At 70.6% G+C, this 23,449-nt stretch carries 21 protein-coding genes and 3 pseudogenes; 17 read left to right on the top strand and 7 right to left on the bottom strand.

Annotated elements, in window-relative coordinates:
- Positions 1 to 17: 17 nt before the first annotated feature.
- The 3 genes from OG607_RS22730 to OG607_RS22740 all read right to left on the bottom strand — a co-directional run bounded on the left by OG607_RS22730 (position 18) and on the right by OG607_RS22740 (position 3,339).
- Positions 18 to 917: a hypothetical protein gene (locus OG607_RS22730; RefSeq protein ID WP_405726375.1), complete on the bottom strand. Its 900-nt coding sequence runs from the start codon at positions 915 to 917 to the stop codon at positions 18 to 20.
- 135 nt (positions 918 to 1,052) lie between these two features.
- A complete protein-coding gene (locus tag OG607_RS22735; protein WP_405726378.1) occupies positions 1,053 to 2,126 on the bottom strand; it encodes a metallophosphoesterase in 1,074 nt (357 codons plus the stop codon).
- A 115-nt stretch (positions 2,127 to 2,241) separates the two neighbouring features.
- On the bottom strand, positions 2,242 to 3,339 hold the full coding sequence (locus tag OG607_RS22740; protein ID WP_405726381.1) for a LacI family DNA-binding transcriptional regulator: 1,098 nt from the start codon (positions 3,337 to 3,339) through the stop codon (positions 2,242 to 2,244).
- Positions 3,340 to 3,630: 291 nt separating this feature from the next.
- Between OG607_RS22740 and hisC the strand changes: the two genes are divergently transcribed.
- The 5 genes and pseudogenes from hisC to OG607_RS22765 form a co-directional block, all read left to right on the top strand.
- Positions 3,631 to 4,704 (top strand): histidinol-phosphate transaminase, encoded by a 1,074-nt coding sequence (gene hisC / locus OG607_RS22745; protein ID WP_405726384.1) that lies wholly within the window; start codon positions 3,631 to 3,633, stop codon positions 4,702 to 4,704.
- Between the two features lie 131 nt (positions 4,705 to 4,835).
- Positions 4,836 to 6,344: a cytochrome ubiquinol oxidase subunit I gene (locus OG607_RS22750; RefSeq protein ID WP_405726387.1), complete on the top strand. Its 1,509-nt coding sequence runs from the start codon at positions 4,836 to 4,838 to the stop codon at positions 6,342 to 6,344.
- A gap of 15 nt (positions 6,345 to 6,359) precedes the next feature.
- Positions 6,360 to 7,364, top strand: a complete 1,005-nt coding sequence (gene cydB, locus OG607_RS22755; RefSeq protein ID WP_405726390.1) for a cytochrome d ubiquinol oxidase subunit II — start codon at positions 6,360 to 6,362, stop codon at positions 7,362 to 7,364.
- Positions 7,365 to 7,398: 34 nt separating this feature from the next.
- Positions 7,399 to 10,881, top strand: coding sequence for a thiol reductant ABC exporter subunit CydD (gene cydD, locus OG607_RS22760; RefSeq protein WP_405736975.1), 3,483 nt, complete (start codon positions 7,399 to 7,401; stop codon positions 10,879 to 10,881).
- A gap of 236 nt (positions 10,882 to 11,117) precedes the next feature.
- Positions 11,118 to 12,236: pseudogene (locus OG607_RS22765) on the top strand (GAF domain-containing sensor histidine kinase); the annotation flags it as partial.
- Positions 12,237 to 12,249: 13 nt separating this feature from the next.
- On the opposite strand, the gene OG607_RS22770 reads toward OG607_RS22765, so the two are convergent.
- Together OG607_RS22770 and OG607_RS22775 are read right to left on the bottom strand one after the other, a co-directional pair.
- Complete coding sequence (locus OG607_RS22770) at positions 12,250 to 12,633, bottom strand: hypothetical protein (RefSeq protein WP_405726393.1); 384 nt, start codon at positions 12,631 to 12,633, stop codon at positions 12,250 to 12,252.
- A gap of 101 nt (positions 12,634 to 12,734) precedes the next feature.
- Positions 12,735 to 13,592, bottom strand: coding sequence for an HAD family hydrolase (locus OG607_RS22775; protein ID WP_405726396.1), 858 nt, complete (start codon positions 13,590 to 13,592; stop codon positions 12,735 to 12,737).
- 116 nt (positions 13,593 to 13,708) lie between these two features.
- On the opposite strand from OG607_RS22775, the gene OG607_RS22780 reads away from it, so the two are divergent.
- Positions 13,709 to 14,134 carry a DUF6083 domain-containing protein gene (locus tag OG607_RS22780; RefSeq protein ID WP_405726399.1) on the top strand — a complete coding sequence of 142 codons (426 nt, stop codon included), beginning with the start codon at positions 13,709 to 13,711 and terminating at the stop codon, positions 14,132 to 14,134.
- Here the strand turns inward: OG607_RS22780 and OG607_RS22785 are convergent.
- Positions 14,127 to 15,014 (bottom strand): LLM class flavin-dependent oxidoreductase, encoded by an 888-nt coding sequence (locus tag OG607_RS22785; protein ID WP_405726402.1) that lies wholly within the window; start codon positions 15,012 to 15,014, stop codon positions 14,127 to 14,129. The two genes, OG607_RS22780 and OG607_RS22785, sit on opposite strands and share 8 nt — an antisense overlap.
- 208 nt (positions 15,015 to 15,222) lie before the next feature.
- On the opposite strand from OG607_RS22785, the pseudogene OG607_RS22790 reads away from it, so the two are divergent.
- Positions 15,223 to 15,483: pseudogene (locus tag OG607_RS22790) on the top strand (winged helix-turn-helix domain-containing protein); the annotation flags it as partial.
- A gap of 24 nt (positions 15,484 to 15,507) precedes the next feature.
- A pseudogene (locus OG607_RS22795) lies at positions 15,508 to 15,741 on the top strand (HEAT repeat domain-containing protein); the annotation flags it as partial.
- Here OG607_RS22795 and OG607_RS22800 read toward each other — a convergent pair.
- Complete coding sequence (locus tag OG607_RS22800; protein ID WP_405726405.1) at positions 15,731 to 16,618, bottom strand: D-alanyl-D-alanine carboxypeptidase family protein; 888 nt, start codon at positions 16,616 to 16,618, stop codon at positions 15,731 to 15,733. The pseudogene OG607_RS22795 and the gene OG607_RS22800 sit on opposite strands and share 11 nt — an antisense overlap.
- A gap of 280 nt (positions 16,619 to 16,898) precedes the next feature.
- On the opposite strand from OG607_RS22800, the gene OG607_RS22805 reads away from it, so the two are divergent.
- The 9 genes from OG607_RS22805 to OG607_RS22845 all read left to right on the top strand — a co-directional run bounded on the left by OG607_RS22805 (position 16,899) and on the right by OG607_RS22845 (position 23,411).
- A complete protein-coding gene (locus tag OG607_RS22805; RefSeq protein WP_405726408.1) occupies positions 16,899 to 17,258 on the top strand; it encodes a DUF6344 domain-containing protein in 360 nt (119 codons plus the stop codon).
- A gap of 116 nt (positions 17,259 to 17,374) precedes the next feature.
- Positions 17,375 to 18,595 (top strand): hypothetical protein, encoded by a 1,221-nt coding sequence (locus OG607_RS22810; protein WP_405726411.1) that lies wholly within the window; start codon positions 17,375 to 17,377, stop codon positions 18,593 to 18,595.
- A gap of 18 nt (positions 18,596 to 18,613) precedes the next feature.
- Positions 18,614 to 18,877, top strand: coding sequence for a hypothetical protein (locus OG607_RS22815; protein WP_405726414.1), 264 nt, complete (start codon positions 18,614 to 18,616; stop codon positions 18,875 to 18,877).
- Entirely contained in the window at positions 18,874 to 19,482 is a 609-nt protein-coding gene (locus OG607_RS22820) for a hypothetical protein (protein WP_405726417.1), read from the top strand. Before OG607_RS22815 ends, OG607_RS22820 begins: the two co-directional genes overlap by 4 nt.
- A gap of 131 nt (positions 19,483 to 19,613) precedes the next feature.
- Positions 19,614 to 20,537, top strand: coding sequence for an ABC transporter ATP-binding protein (locus tag OG607_RS22825; protein WP_405726420.1), 924 nt, complete (start codon positions 19,614 to 19,616; stop codon positions 20,535 to 20,537).
- The gene (locus OG607_RS22830; protein ID WP_405726423.1) at positions 20,518 to 21,432 is read left to right on the top strand and encodes an ABC transporter permease; all 915 of its coding nucleotides are present in this window, start codon (positions 20,518 to 20,520) and stop codon (positions 21,430 to 21,432) included. Before OG607_RS22825 ends, OG607_RS22830 begins: the two co-directional genes overlap by 20 nt.
- Positions 21,429 to 22,346 carry an ABC transporter ATP-binding protein gene (locus OG607_RS22835; protein WP_329315609.1) on the top strand — a complete coding sequence of 306 codons (918 nt, stop codon included), beginning with the start codon at positions 21,429 to 21,431 and terminating at the stop codon, positions 22,344 to 22,346. Before OG607_RS22830 ends, OG607_RS22835 begins: the two co-directional genes overlap by 4 nt.
- 30 nt (positions 22,347 to 22,376) lie before the next feature.
- Positions 22,377 to 23,099, top strand: a complete 723-nt coding sequence (locus OG607_RS22840; protein ID WP_405736978.1) for an ABC transporter permease subunit — start codon at positions 22,377 to 22,379, stop codon at positions 23,097 to 23,099.
- 132 nt (positions 23,100 to 23,231) lie between these two features.
- Complete coding sequence (locus tag OG607_RS22845) at positions 23,232 to 23,411, top strand: hypothetical protein (RefSeq protein ID WP_405726428.1); 180 nt, start codon at positions 23,232 to 23,234, stop codon at positions 23,409 to 23,411.
- The last annotated feature ends 38 nt before the right edge of the window (positions 23,412 to 23,449 follow it).

The following is a 23,449-nucleotide window of genomic DNA, read 5'->3' on the forward strand; positions in this document are numbered from 1 at the left end:
GCCTGACCGCCTGACGGTCAGGCGGGAGGGTTGTCCGGGCCGCCGAAGTCGGGGCTGGTGAAGTCCGGGCTTGTGAAGTCGGGGCTGGTGAAACGGTGTCCGGGCTCCGGGGATTCCTCGGGGCCCGGACTGGTGAAGTCGGGGCGCGAGTAGCCCAGGCGCGGCATGCGCGGGCCTGAAGCGCGGCCCGGGCCCGGGCCGGGGTCGTAGGCGGCGGGGGCCGGCGGCGGGGCGGTGGCGGCCTGGGCGAGGGCTTCGAAGAGGAAGGGCCGCAGGCCTCGTTCGAGCAGGGCGCGCTGCCAGGCGGCGCGGGCGTGGGCGAGCTCGGGCGGGAGCTCGTCGGGGCCGTCGTGGAGGGCGGTGGAGCCGTTGCGCAGGGCGGTGAGGAGCAGGCTGATGATGGCGAGGACGATGCCGAGGACGGCGACCCCGGCGAACAGCCACCCGGCGCTGATCAGCGGCTGGGCGATGGCGGGCACGGGGTGTGAGATGCGCAGGGCGTAGCCGACCAGCAGGAAGATGACGGCGGCGGCGCCGGCCAGCATCGGGGTGAGGACGGCGACGACGGCGAACAGCCCCGCGCCGGAGCCTCCGGGGTCGGCGACCGGGCCCATGGCCGCCGCGTACTCGATGCTGCCCGCGCCGACCGGGGCGGCCGCGCGCCGGGACACGCCGCGGATGCTGTCGGCCGCCGCGCGAAGCTGCTCGCGTACGTTCCGGTACTGCTGGTATTCCGGTGCTGCGCAGGCGGCTATCGGTTCGATGGCGCTGAGCGCCATCGTGCGCAGTTGTTCGCTGTTGAGCGGGCTGGCGCCTTCGGCGAGAGCCTCACGGATCTCGGCGGAGTGCAGCGCCTCGTCGAGGACACGCTCGAAGTCCTGGCGGTCCTCGTTGAGCAGGTGCTGTGCGCTGTTCATGTGCATCCCCCGATGCTCCGTCTCCGGCGCCTCTCCGGAGCCCGGGCGGAAGCGGAGGAGAGCGTGCCTACGGATAACGTCGATGGTAGAGCGCGGAGGTGACAGCGTGACAGAGTGTTTCCGGAAAATGGCAGCTTAGGGCAGAAGTGGCAATTGCGCGACCAGCAACTTGCCATCCATCGTCACCCCGCCGTCCATTGCCACCGCGAGAGCGTCGGCGTAGACATGCGGGCCGTCGACCACGGGCGTCGCCCGCTCCTCCCCGTCCCCCGAGTACTCGCCGCCGACCTCCCCCAGCAGGTACGGAATGGGGCTGTGGCCGTGCACGACGCGCCGGCCGCCGTAGGTGTCCAGCAGCTCGCGGGCAGCCTGCGGGCCGTCATCGCCGCGGAAGGCGAAGCGTTTGGTGAGCTTGCGGAACAGCTCCCAGCACTCGTCCGCGTCGCCGCGCTGGAGCACGCCGGTGACGGCGTCGTTCATCGCGTCGATGGTGGTGCCGTAGTCCAGGTATGCGGTGGTGTCGGAGTGCAGCAGCAGGTGGCCGTCGGCGACGGTGGCCGCGTCGAGGCGGGACATCCAGGCGATGTGGTGGTCCTCCAGCCGCTCCATGTCGGTGGTCTGACCGCCGTTGAGCCGCCAGGCGGCCAGGAAGGTGGCGGTGCCGGCCACGGAGTTGACCGGGGTGTCGCCGAAGCGGTGGGCGCCCAGCAGCAGCAGCTCGTGGTTGCCCATGAGGGCCTTGGCGTAGCCGCCGGCGGCCGCCGCCTCCGCCGAGAGCTGCATCACCAGATCGATGACGCCGACGCCGTCCGGGCCCCGGTCGGTGAAGTCGCCGAGGAACCACAGGCGGGCGGTGCCGGCCGCCCAGTGGCCCTCGGCGTCGATGAGCCCGCGGTCGTAGAGCGCGTCGAGCAGCTCGTCGAGATAGCCGTGCACATCGCCGACGACGTACAGCGGGCCGGGGCGCGCCTCCTGGTCGTCGGTGATCACCGGAAGATCGCGGACGGTGGGGGTGTACTCCGGCGGGTACCCCTCGTGTTCCCCGTCCGCGGGTGCCTCGCCTACGGGTACGGGGACGATCCGTGCGTCGATCAGCATGGGCTGGTAGCCCGCCGGCACGGCCTGCGCCGCCATCGCCGGATCCCAGCCGTCAGCCGTACCTCGCACGGGTCCCTGACCGACCCCCTGAGTCATCGACCCCTCCACCACCTTCGCGCCGCCATCCGCCCATCATAGGAATGACGATGTCGCAGCGTGACACACCTGGCTACCAGGATTTCGTCAGGTGCCGACAAATCGTCACGCGCCGGGCGTTACGCGCCGCTCATTCCCCGGAACCGCGCGGCGGGCTGACCGTTGTGCGCGGTGGGCGCCGTTGCGAGGAGGTCCGGACGATCAGATCGGTGGGCATGACCTGCTGCACCGGGGCGCCGGAATCGGCGCCCTCGATGGCGTCGATGAGGAGCTGGACGACGGCGGTGCCGATCCGGCCGGGCTTGAGGGAGAGCGTGGTGATCGGCGGCTCGGTGGCCGCGTACACGCTGCTCTCGCTGCAGCAGACCAGCAGCAGGTCGTCCGGCACGCGCAGGCCGTACCGGCGGGCGGCTGCCAGCAGGTCGGTGCCGTTGGGGTCGAAGAGACCGTAGACGGCGTCCGGGCGGTCCGGGCGGGCCAGCAGCCGGTCGGCGGCCACCGCGCCCGCGCACGGGTCGTGGGCCGGGTAGGCCTCGTAGACCGGCTCCTGGCCGATGCGCTCGCACCAGTCGAGGTAGGCGGTGGTGGACAGCCGGGTGTACGTGTCCGTGCTGGTGCCCGTCAGCAGTCCGATGCGCCGGGCCCCGGCGGCGGCCAGGTGGTCGAGGATGCCCAGGACGGCGGCCTCGTGGTCGTTGTCCACCCAGGCGTGCACGGGCAGATTCCCGGCCGGGCGGCCGTCGCTGACCACCGGTACGCCCTGGCGGACCAGGTCGGTGACGACCGGGTCATGGTCGGACGGGTCGATGACCACGGTGCCGTCGAGCGCGACATTGCTCCAGACGTCGTGCCGCGAGGACGCGGGCAGGATCACCAGGGCATAGCCGCGCGCGAGCGCCGCCGAGGTCGCGGCCCGCGCCATCTCGGCGAAGTACGCGAACTCGGTGAAGGTGAAAGGTTCTTCCCCGTACGTGGTCACGGTCAGGCCGATCAGGCCCGATCTGCCGGTGCGCAGTGTGCGGGCCGCCGCGGACGGGCGGTAGCCCAGCCGGTCGGCGACCTCGCGCACATGGCGTCGGGTGGCATCGGGCAGTCGGCCCTTGCCGTTGAGTGCGTCGGAGACAGTCGTGATCGAGACTCCGGCCGCGGCGGCCACATCTCTGATGCCCGCCCGCTCCAGCCGGCGTCCGATATGGCGGCTCGCCTGGTGGTTCCCTGCTGCTGTCATGGCGAGCCGATAGTAGGGCTCGTGTGGTCCGTTGGCGGGGGGTCTCGGAACCAGCTTGACAGATACGTTTCTCCATGGCTGAGGACCCCCGGTCGCCTTGAATCCACAGGCGACAGACCGGACTCGTCGGTGCTTATGAGCGCTCGCGCGGCGATCTTCTCCTGCATGGCCGATATGTCGAAGAGGTGTCAACTCACCTTTACGGGGGATGCGCGCCACGGGGCGCGCCACGGGCGCGCAGCGCTCCGAGCGGCCCTCCCGCGGCTGCCCACGCCCTCGTATGGTGTGTCCATGAGCCCAAGACTGCGCCCGGAACTCGACGGCATCCCGACCTACAAGCCGGGGCGTCCCCCGGCCGTGGCCGAGGGGGTGACCGCCTACAAGCTCTCCTCCAACGAGAACCCCTATCCGCCGCTGCCCGGCGTGCTGGAGGCGGCCACCGCCGCAGCGCAGTCCTTCAACCGCTACCCGGACCTGGCCTGCTCCGCCCTGCTCGCCGAGATCTCCGACCGCTTCGAGGTACCGGTCTCGCACATCGCCACCGGCACCGGCTCGGTCGGCGTGGCCCAGCAGTTGGTCCAGTCGACGGCGGGGCCCGGCGACGAGGTGATCTACGCCTGGCGCTCCTTCGAGGCGTACCCGATCATCGCGCAGATCAGTGGCGCCACCTCGGTCCGGGTGCCGCTGGACGCCGACGAGGTGCACGACCTGGAGGCGATGGCCGCCGCGATCACCGGTCGCACCCGGCTGATCTTCGTCTGCAACCCCAACAACCCCACCGGCACGGTCGTCCGCCGCGCCGAACTGGAGCGCTTCCTGGACCGGGTGCCCTCCGACGTCCTGGTCGTGCTGGACGAGGCCTATGTCGAGTTCGTCACGGACCCGGACTTCCCCAACGGCGTCGAGCTCTACCGCGACCGCCCCAACGTGGCGGTGCTGCGCACCTTCTCCAAGGCGTACGGCCTGGCCGGGCTGCGGGTCGGCTTCGCCATCGCGCACGAGCCGGTCGCGGCTGCGCTGCGCAAGACGGCCGTCCCCTTCGGTGTGAGCCAGCTTGCGCAGGACGCGGCTGTCGCCTCGCTGCGCGCCGAGGCCGCCCTGCTGGAGCGCGTCGACGCCCTGGTCGCCGAGCGGGCCCGGGTGTACGAGGGGCTGGCCGCCCAGGGGTGGACTCTGCCGCATGCGCAGGCCAACTTCGTGTGGCTGCGCCTGGGGGAGCGCACCGTCGACTTCGCCGCCGCGTGCGAGCTGGCCGGTGTGACGGTCCGGCCCTTCGCCGGCGAGGGCGTACGGATCACCATCGGCGAGACCGCGGCGAACGACGTGCTGCTGCGGACGGCGGAGGCATTCCGCAAGGAGCTCTAGGGCCTGTCGGCCCCTGCTTTGCCCCTGTTGCCCCCTGACGCACCCCGGTGTCAGGGGGCAAATGTATGTGCGTACTATTTGGTTTGTGAACGTGTTCACTTTCACAAGCGCACCAAGTCAGGAGGCATGACGTGCAGCTCGCGCTGGACACCGTCATCGTCGCGCGATGGCAATTCGGCATCACCACCGTCTACCACTTCCTCTTCGTCCCCCTGACGATCTCCCTCGCCGCCCTGACCGCCGGCCTGGAGACAGCCTGGGTGCGCACAGCCAAGGAGAAGTACCTCAAGGCGACCAAGTTCTGGGGCAAGCTCTTCCTGATCAACATCGCCATGGGTGTCGTCACCGGCATCGTCCAGGAGTTCCAGTTCGGCATGAACTGGTCCGACTACTCGCGCTTCGTCGGCGACATCTTCGGCGCTCCGCTCGCCTTCGAGGCGCTGATCGCGTTCTTCTTCGAGTCCACCTTCATCGGGCTGTGGATCTTCGGCTGGGACAAGCTCCCCAAGAGGATCCACCTTGCCTGCATCTGGATGGTGTCCATCGGCACCATCCTGTCCGCGTACTTCATCCTGGCCGCCAATTCCTGGATGCAGCACCCGGTCGGCTACACCTACAACAAGGCCACCGGCCGCGCCGAACTCACCGACTTCTGGGCGGTGCTGAGCCAGAACACCACCCTCGTCGTGGTCTTCCACACCCTCACCGCCGCCTTCCTCACCGGCGCCGCCTTCATGCTCGGCATCTCCGCCTACCACCTGGCCCGCAAGAAGCACGTCGAGGTGATGCGGACCTCGCTGCGCCTCGCTCTGATCACCGCCGTCGTCGCGGGGCTGCTCACCGCCGTCAGCGGCGACCGCCTCGGCAAGGTCATGTACGAGCAGCAGCCGATGAAGATGGCCGCCGCCGAGGCGCTGTGGGACGGCGAGGCCCCGGCCCCGTTCTCGGTCTTCGCGTACGGGGACGTGGAGAAGGGCCACAACACGGTCGCCATCGAAATCCCCGGCCTGCTGTCCTTCCTGGCCAAGGACGACTTCACCTCGTACGTCCCCGGCATCACCGACATCAACAAGCTGGAACAGGCGAAGTACGGGCCCGGCGACTACCGGCCCAACATTCCCGTCGCCTACTGGGGCTTCCGCTGGATGATCGGCTTCGGCATGACCTCCTTCGCGGTCGGCCTCGCCGGACTCTGGCTCACCCGCCGCAGGCTGTGGCTCGCGCCGCAGCACCGTACGGGCGACGACGAGCCGCCGCACCTGATGCTCACCAAGAACACGCGGCTCGGCCCGGCGCTCTCGAAGTGGTACTGGCGGATCGGCCTGCTGACCATGGGCTTCCCGCTGATCGCCAACTCCTGGGGCTGGATCTTCACCGAGACCGGCCGCCAGCCCTGGGCCGTCTACGGCCTGCTCAAGACCGAGGACGCGGTCTCGCCGAGTGTCTCCACCGGTGAGGTCCTCACCTCGCTCATCGTCTTCACCGCGCTGTACGCGATCCTCGCCGTCATCGAGATCAAGCTGATGGTCAAGTACGCCAAGGCCGGCCCGCCGGAGCTCACCGAGGCCGACCTGAATCCGCCCACCCGGATCGGCGGCGATCACGACGACGCCGACCGCCCGATGGCCTTCTCGTACTGAAGGGAGAACCGAGAGATGCATCTGCACGACGTCTGGTTCGTCCTCATCGCCGTCCTGTGGACGGGCTACTTCTTCCTCGAAGGCTTCGACTTCGGGATCGGCATCCTCACCAAGGCCCTCGCCCGCGACCGCCTTGAGCGCCGTGTCCTCATCAACACCATCGGCCCGGTCTGGGACGGCAACGAGGTCTGGCTGCTCACCGCCGGCGGCGCGACCTTCGCGGCCTTCCCCGACTGGTACGCCACCCTCTTCTCCGGCTTCTACCTGCCCCTGCTGGCCATCCTGGTCTGCCTCATCGTCCGTGGCGTCGCCTTCGAGTACCGCGCCAAGCGCCCCGAGGAGGCCTGGCAGCGGCGCTGGGAGACCGCGATCTTCTGGACCTCCCTCATTCCGGCTGTGCTGTGGGGCGTCGCCTTCGCCAACATCGTGCACGGCGTCAAGATCGACAAGGCGGGGGAGTACGTCGGCGGCTTCTGGGACCTGATCAACGTCTACTCGGTCCTCGGCGGCCTGGTCACCCTCACCCTGTTCACCTTCCACGGCGCGGTCTTCGCCTCGCTCAAGACCCTCGGCGACATCCGGGTGCGGGCACGGCGCTTCGCCACCGGCGCGGGCGCCGCCGCCGCGGTGTGCGCACTGGCCTTCCTGGCCTGGACCCAGATCGACGGCGGCGACGGCAAGAGCCTGGTCGCCGCCGCGATCGCCGTGATCGCGCTGCTCGCGGCGATCGGGGCGAATCTGCTGGGCCGGGAGGGCTGGTCCTTCGCGTACTCGGGGATCACGATCGTCGCCGTCGTCGCGATGCTCTTCCTGACGCTCTTCCCGGACGTCATGCCGTCCTCGCTGAACCCGGCGTGGAGCCTGACGGTCACCAACGCGTCCTCGACGCCGTACACGCTCACGATCATGACGTGGTGTGCCGGGATCGCCGCCCCGCTCGTCATGCTCTACCAGGGGTGGACGTACTGGGTCTTCCGCAAGCGCATCGGTACGCAGCACATCGCCGAAGCAGCGCACTGAGCACGGCTCACCTCACTGAGAGGGCATGTTTCACGTGAAACCGATCGACCCCCGGCTGCTGCGCCACGCCCGCGCCTCCCGCGCGTTCATCGTCGGCTCCGTCCTCCTCGGCCTTGCCGGGGCCGGACTGGTCGTCGCCCAGGCGATGCTCGTCGCCGAGGTCGTCGTCGGCGGTTTCCAGCACGGCCTCGGCGTCGGCGGGCTGCGCACCGAGCTGGTGCTGCTCGTCGCCGTCGCGGTCGGCCGGGCGGCCGTCGCCTGGCTCACCGAGCTGTGCGCGCACCGCGCCAGCGCGGCCGTCAAGTCCGAGCTGCGGGGCCTGCTGCTGGCGCGGGCCACGCAGTTGGGGCCCTCGTGGCTCACCACGCAGCGCAGCGGCGAGCTCACCACCCTCGCCACACGCGGTATCGACGCGCTCGACGACTACTTCGCGCGGTACGTGCCCCAGCTCGGGCTCGCCGTCGTCGTACCCGTCGCCGTGCTCGCCCGGATCGTCACCGAGGACTGGATCTCGGCCCTCACCATCGCCCTGACGCTGCCGCTGATCCCGCTGTTCATGGCGCTGGTCGGCTGGGCCACCCAGGCTCAGATGGATCGTCAGTGGAAGCTGCTGGCCCGGTTGTCCGGGCACTTCCTGGATGTCGTGGCCGGTCTGCCCACGCTCAAGGTCTTCGGCCGTGCCAAGGCCCAGGCCGAGTCCATCCGCGCCATCACGGCCGACTATCGCCGGGCGACCATGCGAACCCTGCGTATCGCCTTTCTGTCCTCCTTCGTGCTGGAGCTGCTGTCCACGATCTCGGTCGCCCTGGTCGCCGTCGGGGTCGGCATGCGGCTCGTCCACGGCCACCTCGACCTCTACACCGGCCTGGTCATCCTCGTCCTCGCCCCCGAGGCGTACCTGCCGCTGCGCCAGGTCGGCGCCCACTACCACGCGGCGGCGGAGGGCGTGGCCGCCGCGGACGAGGTCTTCGCCGTCCTGGAGACCGCCCCGCCGGTACGGGGCACCGCCCCGGCACCGGACCTTCGCACGGCGGTGATCGAGCTCGACGCACTCGCGGTGGCCGGCCGCCTCGGCCCGGTCTCCCTCACCCTCTCCCCCGGCGAGACGGTCGCCGTCGTCGGCCCCAGCGGCATCGGCAAGACGACGCTGCTCAGCGCGCTGCTCGGCTTCACCGAGCCGACCTCGGGCCGGGTGCTGGCCGACGGCGCAGACCTCGCCGCGTACGACTGCGACGGCTGGCACCGGCAGATCGCCTGGGTCCCCCAGCACCCGCACCTCTTCCCCGGCACGATCGCGGACAACGTGCGGCTCGCCCGCCCCGACGCCACGGCCGACGCGGTCCGCGCCGCCCTCACCGACGCCGGAGCCGCCGACCTCGACCCGGACGCCCTCGTCGGGGAGGCAGGATCCGGCCTCTCCGCCGGCCAGCGCCAACGCGTCGCCCTCGCCCGTGCCTTCCTCGCCGACCGCCCCCTGCTGCTGCTCGACGAGCCCACCGCCAACCTGGACGGCGACACCGAGGCGGCCGTCGTGGCCGCCGTCGCCCGCCTGGCCGCCGGCCGTACGGTCCTGCTCGTCGTCCACCGCCCGGCGCTGCTCGCCCTCGCCGACCGCACGGTCCGGCTGGGCGAGGGCACCCGCCCCGGCGAGCCCACGTCCCCGGGCAGTCGGATGGGCGGCTGGGAGCCCCCAGCAGCCGCAACGGTCCCGGGCCCGGCAGCGGAGGAGACGGCAACCGACCCCGCCCGCAGCGCGGCGTCGCCCCTGCGCCGCGTCCGCCGCCACGGCGCGAACCGCCAGGGCGCGGCGGCCCTCGTCCTCGGGGTGCTCGCGATCCTGTGCGCGGTCGGCCTGATGGCGACGTCCGCGTGGCTGATCTCCCGGGCCTCCCAGCAGCCCCCCGTCCTGTACCTGATGGTCGCGGTCACGGCGACCCGGACGTTCGGGATCGGCCGTGCGGCGATCCGCTACGCCGAACGCCTCACCTCGCATGACGCCGTCTTCCGGGCCCTCGCGCATCTGCGGGTCGCGGTCTACGCGCGCCTGGAGCGCCTCGCGCCCGCAGGGCTGCGCGGCACGCGCAGAGGCGATCTGCTGTCCCGGCTCGTGGCGGACGTGGACAGCCTGCAGGACTACTTCCTGCGCTGGCTGCTACCCGCCGCCACCGCCGCCACCGCAGGCCTGGTCACCGCCGGGTTCACGGCCTGGCTGCTGCCCGAGGCGGGGGCGGCGCTGGCCGTCGGCCTCCTCGCCGCAGGCGTGGGGATCCCGGTGCTGTCCGTGGCCGTCGCCCGCCGCGCCGAGCGGCGGATCGCGCCCGCTAGAGGCGAGCTGTCCACGCACGTCCTGGGCCTGCTCACCGGCACCGCCGAAGTCACCGTGGCAGGCGCCCTGCCGGCCCGTCTGAAGGCGGTGGGAGACGCGGACCGTACGCTCACCGCCCTGGCGGCGCGCTCGGCCGCCGGGACGGCGCTGGGCGCGGGGCTGTCCGCACTGGTCACCGGCCTGACGGTGATCGCGTGCGCGGCCGTGGGCGTACAGGCCGTGGCGGCGGGCCGGCTGCACGGCGTGGCGCTGGCCGTCATCGTCCTCACGCCGCTGGCGGCGTTCGAGGCGGTGGCGGGGATGCCGCTCGCCGCGCAGCAGCGGCAGCGCAGCCGTGAGGCGGCGCAGCGGGTGTACGAGATCATCGACGCGCCCGAGCCCGTACGCGAGCCGGAGCTCCCCCAAGCACTTCGTGCAGGGGGTACCCCCATCTCGCTTCGCTCGGCGACCGCGCCGACGGCGGACCCCTTCCCCATCGCCGTACGCGGCCTGACGGCCCGGCACGCCGGACAGCCCCGCCCGGCCCTGGAGGGGGTGGACCTCGACCTGGCCCCGGGCCGCCGCATCGCGGTCGTGGGGCCGTCCGGCTCGGGCAAGACGACGCTCGCGCAGGTGCTGCTGCGCTTCCTCGACCGGGAGGGCGGCACGTACACCCTGAACGGCCAGGATGCCGCGGACCTCGACGGCGACGCGGTGCGCCGCATCGTCGGGCTGTGTGCGCAGGACGCGCATGTCTTCGACAGCACCGTCCGCGAGAACCTGCGCCTGGCCAGGCCGGGCGCACCGGACTCCGATCTCCTCGAAGCCCTCGCCGCGGCCCGCGTGGAGCTGGACCTCGACACGGCCGTGGGTGAGCACGGCGCCCGTCTGTCCGGCGGGCAGCGCCAGCGCCTCGCCCTCGCCAGAGCGCTGCTGGCCGGTTTCCCGGTGCTGATCCTCGACGAGCCCGCCGAGCATCTGGACCTGCCGACGGCCGACGCCCTCACCGCCGACCTGCTCGCCGCGACCACCGGCCGCACCACCGTCCTGATCACCCACCGGCTGCACGGGCTGGCCGAGGTCGACGAGATCGTCGTCCTCGATCACGGCCGGATCGTCCAGCGCGGCACGTACGAGGACCTGGCGGCCACCGACGGCCCGTTCCGCCGCACGCTGGAGGGGGAGCGCGCCGCTGACCTGCTGACCGTCTAGAGGCCTCGCGAATGGGTGGGGCGGCGTCGCGGGGCGATGGGCGGCGCCTGGCGGCGTTGTCGTCGGTCGCCGCAGCTCCTCCCCCAAGCACTTCGTGCAGGGGGTACCCCCAGCGCCTCCCTCCTCCGCCTTGCCAGGCTTGCCCCTCACCCCGCTCCTTCACCCGTCCCACCCATTCGCGAGGCCTCTAAGCCGCGCCGTACGCTCGGCTCATGGCAGAACGCCTCGCCAAGCTGCTGGACGCCGTCAACGCGGTCAGCACCACGCTGCTCGACGCCGACAGCGCTTCCGGTGCTTCCGGTGCCGACGCGCTGAACACGGTCGCCGAGCGGGCGCGCAGGCTGGCCGACGCCTCCGCCGGGATCGTGCTGCTGCCCACGGGCGAGGGCGGCCTGGAGGTCGTCGCCGCGTCGGCGGACAGGCCGGAGGGCCTGGTGGGCATAGTGATCGAGCCGGACAGCCCGGTCGTGGCGCACCTGCTCGCCGGTGAGCCGGTGTTCGTCGAGGACTCGGCCACCGACCTGCGCATCAGCACCGTCATCGCGCCGCGCTTCGGTCCCAGCATGATGCTGCCGCTGCGCAGTGGCGGCCGCGTGGTGGGCACGCTCGCCCTGCCCCGGCTGCGCGGCGAGCCGGGCTACACCGAGGAGGAGCGTTTCTTCGCCACGCAGTTCGCCGCGCAGGCGGCGCTGGCCCTGCTGCTGTCCGACGCGCAGCGCGACCGCGAGCGCCTCGCCGTCTACGAGGAGCGCGACCGCATCGCCCGCGATCTGCACGACCTCGTCATCCAGCGGCTCTTCGCCACCGGCCTCATGCTGCAGGGCGCCCAGCGCCGCGCCGACGACCCCGAGGTCAAGGACGGCATCGGCAGGGCCGTCGACGAGCTCGACGCGACCATCCAGGAAGTGCGCACCACCATCTTCGCCCTCCAGCAGAGCCCGGCCGAGACCCCGTCCGGCCTGCGCACGCGCGTGCTGCGCGAGGTCAGCACGGTCGCGATGCCGCTCGGCTTCCAGCCCTCCGTGCGCTTCGTGGGCGCGGTCGACGCCCGGGTGGGCGAGCGGAGCGCGAAGAACCTGGTCGCCGCGCTGCGCGAGGCGCTGTCCAACGTCCTGCGGCACGCCGGGGCGACCCGGGTCGACGTCATCGTCGACTCCACCGCCTTCCTCGACGACGGCACCACCGCCGCCGTCCGCCTGGTCGTCTCCGACGACGGCGTCGGCATCCCCCTCACCGGCCGCCGCAGCGGCCTGCACAACCTCGTCCGCCGCGCCGAGTCCCTCGGCGGTACGTCCACCTACGGCTCCCGCCCGGACGGCGACGGCACGGCCGTGGTGTGGGAGGTCCCGCTCTGACGCGGCCCGCGTGCTACGGAACGGCCTCCACGACCACCGCCCCTGGCCCCGGCTCCGCCAGCGCCCGCCGCAGGGCCCGGTCCAGTGAGCCGCCGCCCCACCCCCGGGCCGTCCACGCGCCGCGCGGCAGGGCCCGGGCGGCGCCGGCGGCCTCCGTGGCCGAGGTGATGGTGATGCCGCTGTGGGCCATCGCCATACCGTCGCGGTCCCAGGTGATCAGCCCCGCCCCGCCGCCCGGGGTCTCGGCGTACGAGCCCGCGGCCCGGTGCCGGGCGTGGTCCACGACCGCCCGGACCGTCATGGTCCGGCTCCCGCCGGGCAGTTCGGCGGCAGCCGGTCGGGTCGAGCCACAGGGCAGGGCGAGCAGCCCTGCCGCCATCCAGATGAATCCGCGCATAAACGGTTTGTACGGCGGCGGGCGGCCCGCCGTACGGAGCCGGTGGACGGCCCGCCGCCGCGTTCACCCGTCCGGGCTAACGGGTCGGATAAGAGGGTGGATCAGGCGCCCGCGCCCGCGAGGATCCGCTCGATGGCCCGCGCGACCCCGTCGTCCTCGTTCGCCGCCGTACGGTGAGTGGTCGCCGCCAGCACGTCGGGGTGCGCGTTGGCGACCGCGTACGAGCGCCCCGCCCACGACAGCATCTCCAGGTCGTTCGGCATGTCCCCGAACGCGACGACCTCCGCCGCCGAGATGCCCCGCTCCGCACAGCACCGCGCCAGCGTCGTGGCCTTGCTCACCCCGCTCCCGCTGACCTCCAGCAGCGCCGACGGACTCGACCGGGTGATCTCCGCATAGGTCCCCGCCACCGCCCGCGCGGTGTCCAGGAAGAGGTCGGGGTCGATGTCCGGGTGCTTCGCCAGCAGCTTCAGCAGCGGCTGATGGCCGGGCGGTGTGCCCAGCAGCTCCTCCATCGGCGCGATGAGCGCCTCGGCGTCGGGCTCGTACGGCACATACGCCGGCTCGTACGCGAAGCCCCCCGTCCGCTCGATCGCGAACGTCGTCCCCGGCACCGCCGCCCGCAGGATCTCGAGCACCCGCATCGCGTCCCGCGCGTCCAGCGGGTAGGCGGCGAGCAGCCGGTCGCGGTGCAGGTCGTAGACGGCGGCGCCGTTGGCGACGATGGCCATGCCGTGGCGTGCGGTGTGCTCGGCGACCACGCTCATCCAGCGCGCGGGGCGGCCGGTCACGAAGAACACCTCGATGCCGGCGTCCTCGGCGGCGGAGAGGGCGGCCACCGTGCGGGCCGACACGGTCTTGTCGCCGCGCAGCAGGGTCCCGTCCAGGTCGGTGGCGATCAGGCGTGGCGTGGCGAGGGCGGTCCTGGGCAGATCGGTCGCTGAGGTCACGCGCTGCATCCTCCTGTGTGTACGGGTGACGGTGCTGACTGTGCTGACCCTGCTGTCAGTGCTGAGTGCGACCAGTGGAACACGGAGCGCGGTCGATTGTCAGTGGCAGGTGCCACCATCAGGACATGGAGAAAGCAGAGCACGCCGACCGTGAACCGGTGCTGCTGGGCGAGGCTTTGGGTACCGTCCTGGACGGCATCCGCTTCGCCGCGCGCACCTCGATACCCGTCGCCGGCCCGACCGCCGGCCCTGCCACCGCCTGCGACCGCTGCGGCGCCACCGCCGAGTGGCACCTCACCGTGCGCGGCCGCTGGATCATGATCGAGCCCGGCGCCTGGCCCACCGCCTCGATACCCGCAGGCCGCCGCTGGCGCATCGCCGGCGACGGCACCGCAGTCAGTCTCCGGGCCGCCGAGCCCTCCGACACCTGCCGGATCACCCACTTCGACATCTGCCCCGCCAACCCCGCGCCCGTCCAGTCGCCGGTGCTGCTGTCCCTGTGGCGGCGCAACGCACGCGGCCTGGGAGGAGCAGAACGGGAGGTCAGCTGAGCTGTGCCAGGCCCTCGCCGGCGATGCGCTCGAAGACGTCCAGGTCCGTGTCGAAGATCGAGTCCGGCACGGGCCAGTGGATCACGATCTCCGTGATCCCGATCTCGGCGTACCGCCCCGCGTAGTCCACGAACGCGTCCACCGAATCCAGCGGGCGCTCCGCCGTCGACCCCTGCAGCAGAATCCGGTCCAGCTCCCCCATGTCGCGGTCGATCTCCGCGCACGCGATCTCCAGCTTGTCCATCTGCCTTGAAATCACCCCTGCGCACTCCTCCACCGGCACATCCCCCGGCCCGCGCGGATCCCCGTACGTCACCCATGCCTGCCCGTACCGCGCCGCCACCTTCAGCCCGAGCGGCCCGGTCGCCGCCACCGCGAACGGAATCCGCGGCCGCTGCACACACCCCGGGATGTTCCGCACCTCGACCGCCGAGTAGAACTCCCCCTCGCAACTCACCACCGGCTCCGTCAGCAGCCGGTCCAGCACCGACACGAACTCCCCGAACCGGTCGGCCCGCTCCCGTGGCGGCCAGGCCGTCTGCCCCATCGCGGTCGCGTCGAAGCCTGTCCCGCCCGCCCCGATCCCCAGCGTTATCCGGCCGCCGCTCACATCGTCCAGCGTCATCAGGTCCTTCGCCAGCGTCACCGGATGCCGGAAGTTCGGCGAGGTCACGAGGGTGCCCAACCGGATACTCTCCGTAGCCGTCGCGGCGGCGGTGAGAGTAGGCACCGCCCCGAACCACGGCTCGTCGCGGAAGCTCCGCCAGGACAGATGGTCATAGGTGTACGCGGCGTGGAAACCGAGGTCCTCGGCCCGCCGCCAGATCTTCTGGCCCTCGTTCCACCGGTGGATGGGGAGGATCACTGTGCTCAGGCGCATGGGTGCGAGCCTACGCGGATGGGGTGTGCGGGGCTGTCCACCAGGTGGCAGATCCCGTGGTCACGGTGTCGTAAGGCCAGCTCACGGACGTGGACCGGCATGGCGAAGTGGCGCAACACCGCGGCAACACCAGTCGGGCGGAGTCGTGGCTGGAGTCCTGGGCAGCGCCGGCGGAGGCCCGGCAGGCCCGAGCAGGGGAGCCCCGATCATGCCCGCCGACCGCACTCGCGAGCACACCGCGCCCGTCGCGGCCGCGCGGCGTCGGCGGCTGCGGGCGGACCGGGCACGGCAGCTCGCCGATCTGCTGCGCCACCAGCTGCTGGGCCAAGGCTTCCCCGACGGCGTACTGCCGCACGAGGACGCCATCGGCGCGGACTACGGCGCGTCCCGCAACACCGTGCGCCAGGTGCTGGACCTGTTGCGCGCCGAGCAGCTCGTCGAGCGGCTGCCCGGAGTCGGGACGGTCGTCGACACGGCCGCTGCCGCCGCCCTGGCCGACCCCGCCTGGCAGGTCCGTACCGGGGCGGCCACCGCTCTCACGGTCGCCGCCCCCGCCCTGGCGGTACCGGTGCTCACGGCGGCCCTCGCCGACACCCATGCCGACGTCCGCAAGGCCGCCGTCCGCTCACTGCGCCGCCACCCCGGAACCGGGCCCGCACTCGCCTCCGTCGCCGACGACCCGGACGCCGACGTCCGTGCGTACGCGCGGCTGAGGGTTACTTCGTGAACGCGTAGTTCATCAGCTTCTTCGCGTCCGCCGTGCGGTTGGCCACCGAGGAGGACGCGAGGACCGTGCCGATCACCGTCTTGCCGTTCCGGGTGGCGGCGAAGACCAGGCAGTACTTGGCGCTGGGGCCCGAGCCGGTCTTGACGCCGATGGTGCCCTTGTAACCGAGCAGTGTGTTGGTGTTCTTCCACGCCGACATGGTGCGGGTGCCGCCGGACTTCGTGGTGGTCTTCGCCGTGTACGACTTCGTCTTCACGACCGTACGGAAGGTGGAGTACTTCATCGCGCTGCTGGCGATCTTCGTCAGGTCACGCGGCGTCGAGTAGTTCGAGCCGTTGCCTATGCCGTCGAAGGAGTCGAAGTGCGTGTTCGTCAGGCCGAGCTTCGTGGCGGTGGAGTTCATCTTGCCGATGAACGACTTCACCCGCTTGGCACGGGTGGAACCGGTGCCGAACTTGTCGGCCAGCGCGTACGCCGCGTCGCAGCCGGACGGGAGCATCAGCCCGTAGAGGAGCTGGCGGACGGTGACCTTGTCGCCGACGATCAGGTGGGCCGAAGAGGCGCCCTTGGAGACGATGTAGTCGCTGTACGCCTTCTGGATCGTGACCTTGGCGTTCAGGTTGAGGTTCGACTGCGCGAGCACCACCCGGATGGTCATGATCTTGGTGGTGGAGCCGGTGGAGCGGCGGGTGTCCGCGGCCTTGGTGTAGAGGGTCTTCCCGGTGCCGTTGTTCATCACGAAGCCGCCCTTGGCGACGATCGTGGGCGCCGCGGTGGCCGCCTGCGCCGGAGTGGTGAACGCTCCGGCGATCAGCACGGCACCCGCGGTGAGGACGACCGCGGATACGCGACGAGTGCCCTTGATGACGGTTTTCAAGATGAAATCTCCCAAATGCCCCTGCGATGCGGCCATATGAGGATGCCGCTAGGCAAGTGACTCATGGGAGATGCGAATGGATGTACGTGCAGGGCGAATATTTTCGAGACTTTGCGAAAGTCACAGGCTTCCGGAAGGTTCGGGTCCGGTTGGGCCGTCCGGGTGGCGTTGGTACGAAGATCGGCGAATCGCGGGCGTTGAAGCCCTGAAGTCCGAGCGGGGTGCGCATCATAAGCAAGGCAGACAAATCGCACCATTCGGAACTCGGAAGTGAGGGATCATGGCAGCCGCCAAGATCGCGCAGATCTGGACCGTCTTCATCACCGCACTCGTCAAGTGCCTTGCCGTCCTTGGCTTCAAGGCCACCACGGAGGCCGCGGCCCCGGTCGCGGCCCCGGCCCCGGCTCCAGTCGCGGCCCCGGTCGCGGCCCCGGCCTCCATCCCGGCCCTTACGGCGCTTCTGCCGAGGCAGCGGTCCGGCGACCGCTCGGTACCTCCCACCATGAAGCAGCGCATCCGGGCCGAGGCCCATGGCGCGTCGCCGTCGTCCAGGAGCCTGTCCGGCCGGTTCGGTGATGCCGCCCTTGCGGGGGCCCTCCCGGAACTCGCGGTGGGTGACGGGGACCTCTGCCCCGCTTGACCAAAAGATGGTCAACGGATTCACACGTCACAGTAATCCCATTTGATCCTCGGATAGCGTGTACGGCGCAACGGGCCTGTCAGGGAACGGGCTTGAGGAAAAAACGGGGAGAATGTGTGACGGGGTTCACAGCGCCACCGCAGGAAGACTTTCATTCCTACGCGAATCTCACAACAAAACAGGGCGGTCATCTGGACACCCTCGTCCAGTGGAGCGGCAGCCAGTGCGCCAACACCGGCGGGCTGGACGGACTGCTTCTTCTCCCACTGCTCGAAATCGTTCCCTCCGTCTCGCACTTCTTCAGTGACAAGCTCTCCCAGTGCCGGCGCGGCATGGATGTGATTGCCGACAAGGTCCGGCGCACGAGTGACGCGTACACCAGCACCGATCAGGCAACCGCAGCTGATCTGCGCGGTATATATCCGCATTCCTATGCCAGTTTCCCTGCTGTCGCCTCGATACCCGGGGCCTCACACCTCGGCGATTTCACTGACGAGGACGTCACTCTCAAGGAGCCCACGAGCGCCGAGGACGACACCGCGAAGAACATCCACCATCAACTGCTGGCTCTGGGAAGGAACAGCGAACTCAAGGGGGCCGACAAACTTTTCCAGTTCTGCACCGGCCAGAGTCTTGTTGAATTGCTGCTGACGCCCCTGGTGGGCGAGTACGGCCGGCTGCGCTACCTCCACGACGCGTACGACGCCCTGGGCGATGCCGCCTACACGGTGGCGGGAACGCTGCGCAAGGGCTCCTGGAAGCTGGGCGCCGAGTGGAAGGGCGACACCGGGACCGCCTTCGACGAGTACCTCTTCCGCTGGACGATGGGCATCGGTGGGGTCGGGGACGCCGCGAAGATCGCGGCCAAGGCCTACCTGGACGGGTACGAGGTCATCGTCGGGCTTGTCTATGCGGCCCTGCGCGAGATCGATGAGCTGATCAAGAACGAGATCAAGCAACTCGCCGAGGAAGCGGCCAAGATGGCCGCGGGCGACGCGGCGATCGAGGCGGTCGGCCTCGGGCCGGAAGACCCGTTGGCGGATGTCGGTGCGGGTATTTACACGGCCTACCGCATGTACAAGATCTACAAGATAGTCCGGACGATCGTGTCGATCATCATGACCATCGAGAAGATCTTCGAAGCGATCTCGAAAGCCGTGGACACCATCAAGAGCGATGTCCAGAAGGTCGCCGACTTCATCAGTTCACCGTCGTCCCTGCCGAGTGTCGGCAGCCTCGTCGACGACGTGGAACAGCGCGGCTTCGAATTCGAGAAGGGCGGGGGCTGGTCCCCGGCCGTAGGCGCCTCCCGCATGGCAATGCTTCCGGCAGCCTGAGAGAACTCGGAGTGAGACGTGAATCCTGACGCGAACGAAGACCATGAGGCAGATCCCGCAGCCGAACAGCGGGCGGCGGTGACCAACGAACTCGGCGACGAACTGCTGGCCCACCGGACCCCGCAGCAGAAGGAGATCGCGGGCCGCATCTACCAGCAGCTCAGGGCCGGCTCCCAGGTCGACGACATAAAGCCCCTCATCGCCGACCTCAGCCGCACCGCCACGCGTGACGCCCGCGATGCCCGCGCCACCCGCCGCACGGAGTCGGGCGGTGCCCGATGAGCCGGCCGCTGCAAGCCCTCGACGCCTTCGCCGTCTCGATCGACTACGGCCGCGCCCACACCACCTTCGAGGTCCGCGCCGACGGCCGGCGCGACCCGGTGGCTCGCATGCACAAGGACGGTGCCTACGACACCGCCCACCCCTACCGGGTCTCCACCGGACCGCAGTTCGCCGATTTCGCCGGTTACGTGACCCCCTTCTCCGCAATGTCGGCCGACGGCGCCGAAATCGGCAGCGTGCGCCTGCGCGAACGGACCCTGCGCACCGACGAGTGGACCGTCACCCAGCACGGCCTCGCAGTCCTCACCGGCCTCCCCAAAGGCCTCAACAGCCGACTGCGACACGGCTCCCCCCTCCGTCTCATCCCCCGCCAGGACCTCGCCGACGTCCTGCTCTCCGTCCGCCTCAGCTTCCGCGCCGCTGAATCCCCCGGCTTCGAGCTGACCCGCCGCGCCGGCGTCCGGGCACACTACGGTGTCAGGATCCACGACCCCCGGGTCGACCGGCTGCTGGTACTCGCCTGCGTCGCCCACTTCAACACGTACGCCTCCGTGGACCCGCGCAAAACCGTCGTGGACACCACCGCCAACCCGTTCAAGGGCTGAAGGAGGCGCCCGGTCGGCAGCGTGCGCCCACAGGCTGAGAGCCCCTACGGGGCGGTCAGTCCGGAGTACTAGGGGAATCCGACCCCAGAGACTGACGACGGGATGTGGCGTGCGCCACTACCGTCAAGTCCGTGACTGTGATCGCTACTGAAGGCCTGACGAAGCGGTACCCGAGGGTGACCGCGCTGGACCGGCTGACCGTGGACGTCAAACCTGGGGTGACCGGGTTGGTGGGCGCGAACGGGGCCGGCAAATCTACGTTGATCAAGCTGCTGTTGGGGCTGTCCTCGGCCACCGAGGGCGGCGCTCGGGTGCTCGGACTCGACGTGGCGACCGACGGGGCTCAGATCCGTGCGCGGGTCGGGTACATGCCGGAGCACGACTGCCTGCCGCCGGATGTGTCGGCGACGGAGTTCGTCGTGCACATGGCCCGGATCTCGGGAATGCCGGCGACGGCGGCGCGCGAGCGCACCGCCGACACGCTCCGGCATGTCGGGCTGTACGAGGAGCGGTACCGGCCCATCGGCGGCTACTCGACGGGCATGAAGCAGCGGGTGAAGCTGGCGCAGGCGCTGGTGCACGACCCGCAGCTGGTGCTGCTGGACGAGCCGACGAACGGGCTGGACCCGGTCGGCAGGGACGAGATGCTGGGGCTGATCCGCCGGGTCCACACGGACTTCGGGATCTCGGTGCTGGTGACCTCGCATCTGCTGGGGGAGCTGGAGCGGACCAGCGACCACATCGTCGTGATCGACGGCGGGAGGCTGCTGCGGGCGGATTCGACGAGCGACTTCACGCAGGCGACGGCGTCGCTGGCGGTCGAGGTGACCGACAGCGAGCAGCAGTTGCTGGAGAAGCTGACCGCCGCGGGGCTGACGGCGCACGCCGACGGTCGTCTGCTGCTGGTGGACATAGCGGACGACGAGTCGTACGACACCGTGCGCGACGCGGTGGCGGAGCTCGGCGTCGGGCTCGTGCGCATGGAGCAGCGCCGCCACCGCATCGCCGAGATCTTCCGGGGAGAGGGAGCGGGCCATGAGCACCACACAGCCTGACGCGCAGTCCGGCGCGCACGCGGACGTCATTCATGACATCGGCTATCGCCACTACGACGGCCCGCGCCTGGGCCGGGCGTACGCCCGCAGGTCGCTGTACGCGCAGAGCCTGCGCGGGGCGTACGGCCTGGGCCGGTCGGCGAAGTCGAAGGTCATGCCGATGATCCTGTTCGCGGTGATGTGCGCGCCGGCGGCGATCATCGTGGCGGTGGCGATCGGCACGAAGATGACCAAGATGCCGATCGAGTACACCCGTTACGCGATCATCATGCAGGCGGTGATCAGCCTCTTCCTGGCGGCGCAGGCCCCGCAGTCCGTGTCGCTGGACCTGCGCTTCAAGGTCACGCCGCTGTACTTCTCGCGCCCGATAGAGCGGATCGACTACGTCGCGGCGAAGTACGCGGCGCTGGCCACCGCGCTGTTCATCCTCACCGCCGTCCCCGTCACCATCCTCTACATCGGGGCGCTGCTGGCGAAGTTCGACTTCACCGACGCGACCTCCGGCTTCGCGAAGGCGCTGGTCGCCGAGCTGCTGCTGTCGCTGCTCTACGCGGGTCTGGGGCTGCTGATCGCGGCGTTGACCCCGCGCCGGGGCTTCGGTGTCGCGGGGATCATCGCCCTGTTCACGCTCTCGTTCGGTGCGGTCTCCAGCGTCCAGGCGGTGGCCTCGGTGCAGGGCAGCGAGGGCGCGATCGCCTGGCTGGGGCTGTTCTCGCCGATCACACTGATCGACGGGGTGCAGACGTGGTGGCTGGGCGCGAGCTCCTCGTACGTCGACGGCGCCGGCCCGTCCTCCGCGTTCGCCGGCTGCGTCTTCCTGCTTGTCCTGCTCGCCCTGATCGGCGGCACGTTCGGCCTGCTGATGAGCCGCTACCGAAAGGTCGGACTGTCGTGACCACCTTGTCCATCGACCATGTGTCCCGCTGGTTCGGGAATGTCGTGGCCGTCAATGACATAACGATGACGATCGGCCCGGGCGTGACCGGCCTGCTGGGCCCGAACGGCGCGGGGAAGTCGACGCTCATCAACATGATGGGCGGCTTCCTGGCCCCGTCCACCGGGAGCGTGACCCTGGACGGGGCCGTGATCTGGCGGAACGAGCAGGTGTACCGGCAGATCGGGATCGTGCCGGAACGGGAGGCGATGTACGACTTCCTGACCGCCCGCGAGTTCGTGGTCGCCAACGCCGAGCTGCACGGGCTGGCGAATCCGGGGGAGGCGGCGCGCAAGGCGCTGGCCACCGTGGAGATGGAGTACGCGCAGGACCGGAAGGTGGCGACGTACAGCAAGGGCATGCGGCAGCGGGTGAAGATGGCCTCGGCGCTGGTCCACGAGCCGGATGTGCTGCTGCTGGACGAGCCGTTCAACGGGATGGACCCGAGGCAGCGGCTCCAGCTGATGGACCTGCTGCGGCAGATGGGGGCCGACGGCCGGACCGTGCTGTTCTCCTCGCACATCCTGGAGGAGGTCGAGCAGCTGGCGAGCCACATCGAGGTAGTGGTGGCGGGACGGCATGCCGCGTCGGGGGACTTCCGGAAGATCCGGCGGCTGATGACGGACCGGCCGCACCGCTATCTCGTACGGTCCAGCGACGACCGGGCGCTGGCCTCCGCGCTGATCGCGGACGCGTCGACGGCGGGCATCGAGCTGGACTGGCAGGAGAAGGCGCTGCGCATCCAGGCGATCGACTTCGGCGGCTTCACCGAGCTGCTGCCGCGCGTCGCCCGCGAGCACGGCATCCGGCTCTACACGGTCTCGCCGTCGGATGAGTCCCTGGAGAGCGTCTTCTCCTACCTGGTCACGGCATAAGGAGCCGCTGCGATGTCCACTGTGTCCGCTGTGTACAACCCGACCGTGGCCCGGCTCACCTACCGGGCGCTGCTCGGCCGCCGCAGGGCCCTGATCCTCTTCGCGCTGCCGGTGCTGCTGATCCTGATCTCGCTGGCCGTACGGCTCCTGACCGGTGCCGACGACTCGACGGCGTCCTCGATCCTGGGCGGTTTCGCGCTCGCGACGATGGTGCCGCTGATCGGGGTCGTCGCCGGTACGGGGGCGATCGGGCCGGAGATCGACGACGGGTCGATCGTGTATCTGCTGGCGAAGCCGCTGAAGCGGCCGTCGATCATCTTCACCAAGCTCGTCGTCGCGGTCGGCGTCTCGGTGGTCTTCTCCGCCGTGCCGACGATCGTGGCGGGGTTCATCCTCAACGGCAACAGCCAGCAGCTGGCGTTCGCCTTCGGTGCGGCCGCGGCGGCCGCCTCGGTCGCGTACAGCGCGGTCTTCCTGCTGCTGGGGGTGATCACGCGGCAGGCGGTGGTCTTCGGGCTGGTCTACGCGCTGGTGTGGGAGTCGCTGATCGGCTCTCTGGTGCCGGGGGCGCGGACGCTGAGCGTGCAGCAGTGGGCGCTGGCGCTGGCCCAGAAGATCGCGGGCGACGGGGCCGGGGTGAGCTCGGATGTGGGGCTGCCGATGGCGGTCGTGCTGCTGGTGGGGGTGACGGTGGCCGGTACGTGGTTCGCGGGGCAGAAGCTGCGGACGCTGGTGCTGGCGGGCGAGGAGTGAGCTTTGGGTAGCCCGCAAGGGTGATCTTCGGGGGGCGGCGGGCCCGGCTCACGGCGTAGCGGATATCGGATTGTCACATTTGTTGGGATGTGACGGATCCGTCACCGCTTGCCGATCGAGCCGGAGCCCGCCGTGCTGTCAGACCCCCCACTGCTCTTCGCTGTCGGCCTGTTTCTGCTGGTCCTCGGCCTGCTGATCGCCGTGGTCACCCCGTGGCTGGCAGCCCGTCTGGGCTCGCCGCGGCTCCCCCTGGCCGGGCGTTCGCACGCCTCCCCACGGCACAAGGCCGGGGCCCCGGTGCGGGTCACGTAATCTCCCCAGTCCTACTGCTTGAGCTTTCAAGGGAATAG

Source organism: Streptomyces sp. NBC_01537 (assembly GCF_045040445.1).
GTDB lineage: Bacteria > Actinomycetota > Actinomycetes > Streptomycetales > Streptomycetaceae > Actinacidiphila.

Excerpts from the sequence above, each read along its gene's own strand:
- OG607_RS22730 (WP_405726375.1), bottom strand. The coding sequence starts at position 917 with ATGAACAGCGCACAGCACCTGCTCAACGAGGACCGCCAGGACTTCGAG.
- OG607_RS22775 (WP_405726396.1), bottom strand. The coding sequence starts at position 13,592 with ATGCAGCGCGTGACCTCAGCGACCGATCTGCCCAGGACCGCCCTCGCC.
- OG607_RS22830 (WP_405726423.1), top strand. The coding sequence starts at position 20,518 with ATGAGCACCACACAGCCTGACGCGCAGTCCGGCGCGCACGCGGACGTC.
- OG607_RS22805 (WP_405726408.1), top strand. The coding sequence starts at position 16,899 with ATGGCAGCCGCCAAGATCGCGCAGATCTGGACCGTCTTCATCACCGCA.
- hisC (WP_405726384.1), top strand. The coding sequence starts at position 3,631 with ATGAGCCCAAGACTGCGCCCGGAACTCGACGGCATCCCGACCTACAAG.
- OG607_RS22780 (WP_405726399.1), top strand. The coding sequence starts at position 13,709 with ATGGAGAAAGCAGAGCACGCCGACCGTGAACCGGTGCTGCTGGGCGAG.
- OG607_RS22820 (WP_405726417.1), top strand. The coding sequence starts at position 18,874 with ATGAGCCGGCCGCTGCAAGCCCTCGACGCCTTCGCCGTCTCGATCGAC.
- OG607_RS22770 (WP_405726393.1), bottom strand. The coding sequence starts at position 12,633 with ATGCGCGGATTCATCTGGATGGCGGCAGGGCTGCTCGCCCTGCCCTGT.
- OG607_RS22785 (WP_405726402.1), bottom strand. The coding sequence starts at position 15,014 with ATGCGCCTGAGCACAGTGATCCTCCCCATCCACCGGTGGAACGAGGGC.
- OG607_RS22740 (WP_405726381.1), bottom strand. The coding sequence starts at position 3,339 with ATGACAGCAGCAGGGAACCACCAGGCGAGCCGCCATATCGGACGCCGG.
- cydB (WP_405726390.1), top strand. The coding sequence starts at position 6,360 with ATGCATCTGCACGACGTCTGGTTCGTCCTCATCGCCGTCCTGTGGACG.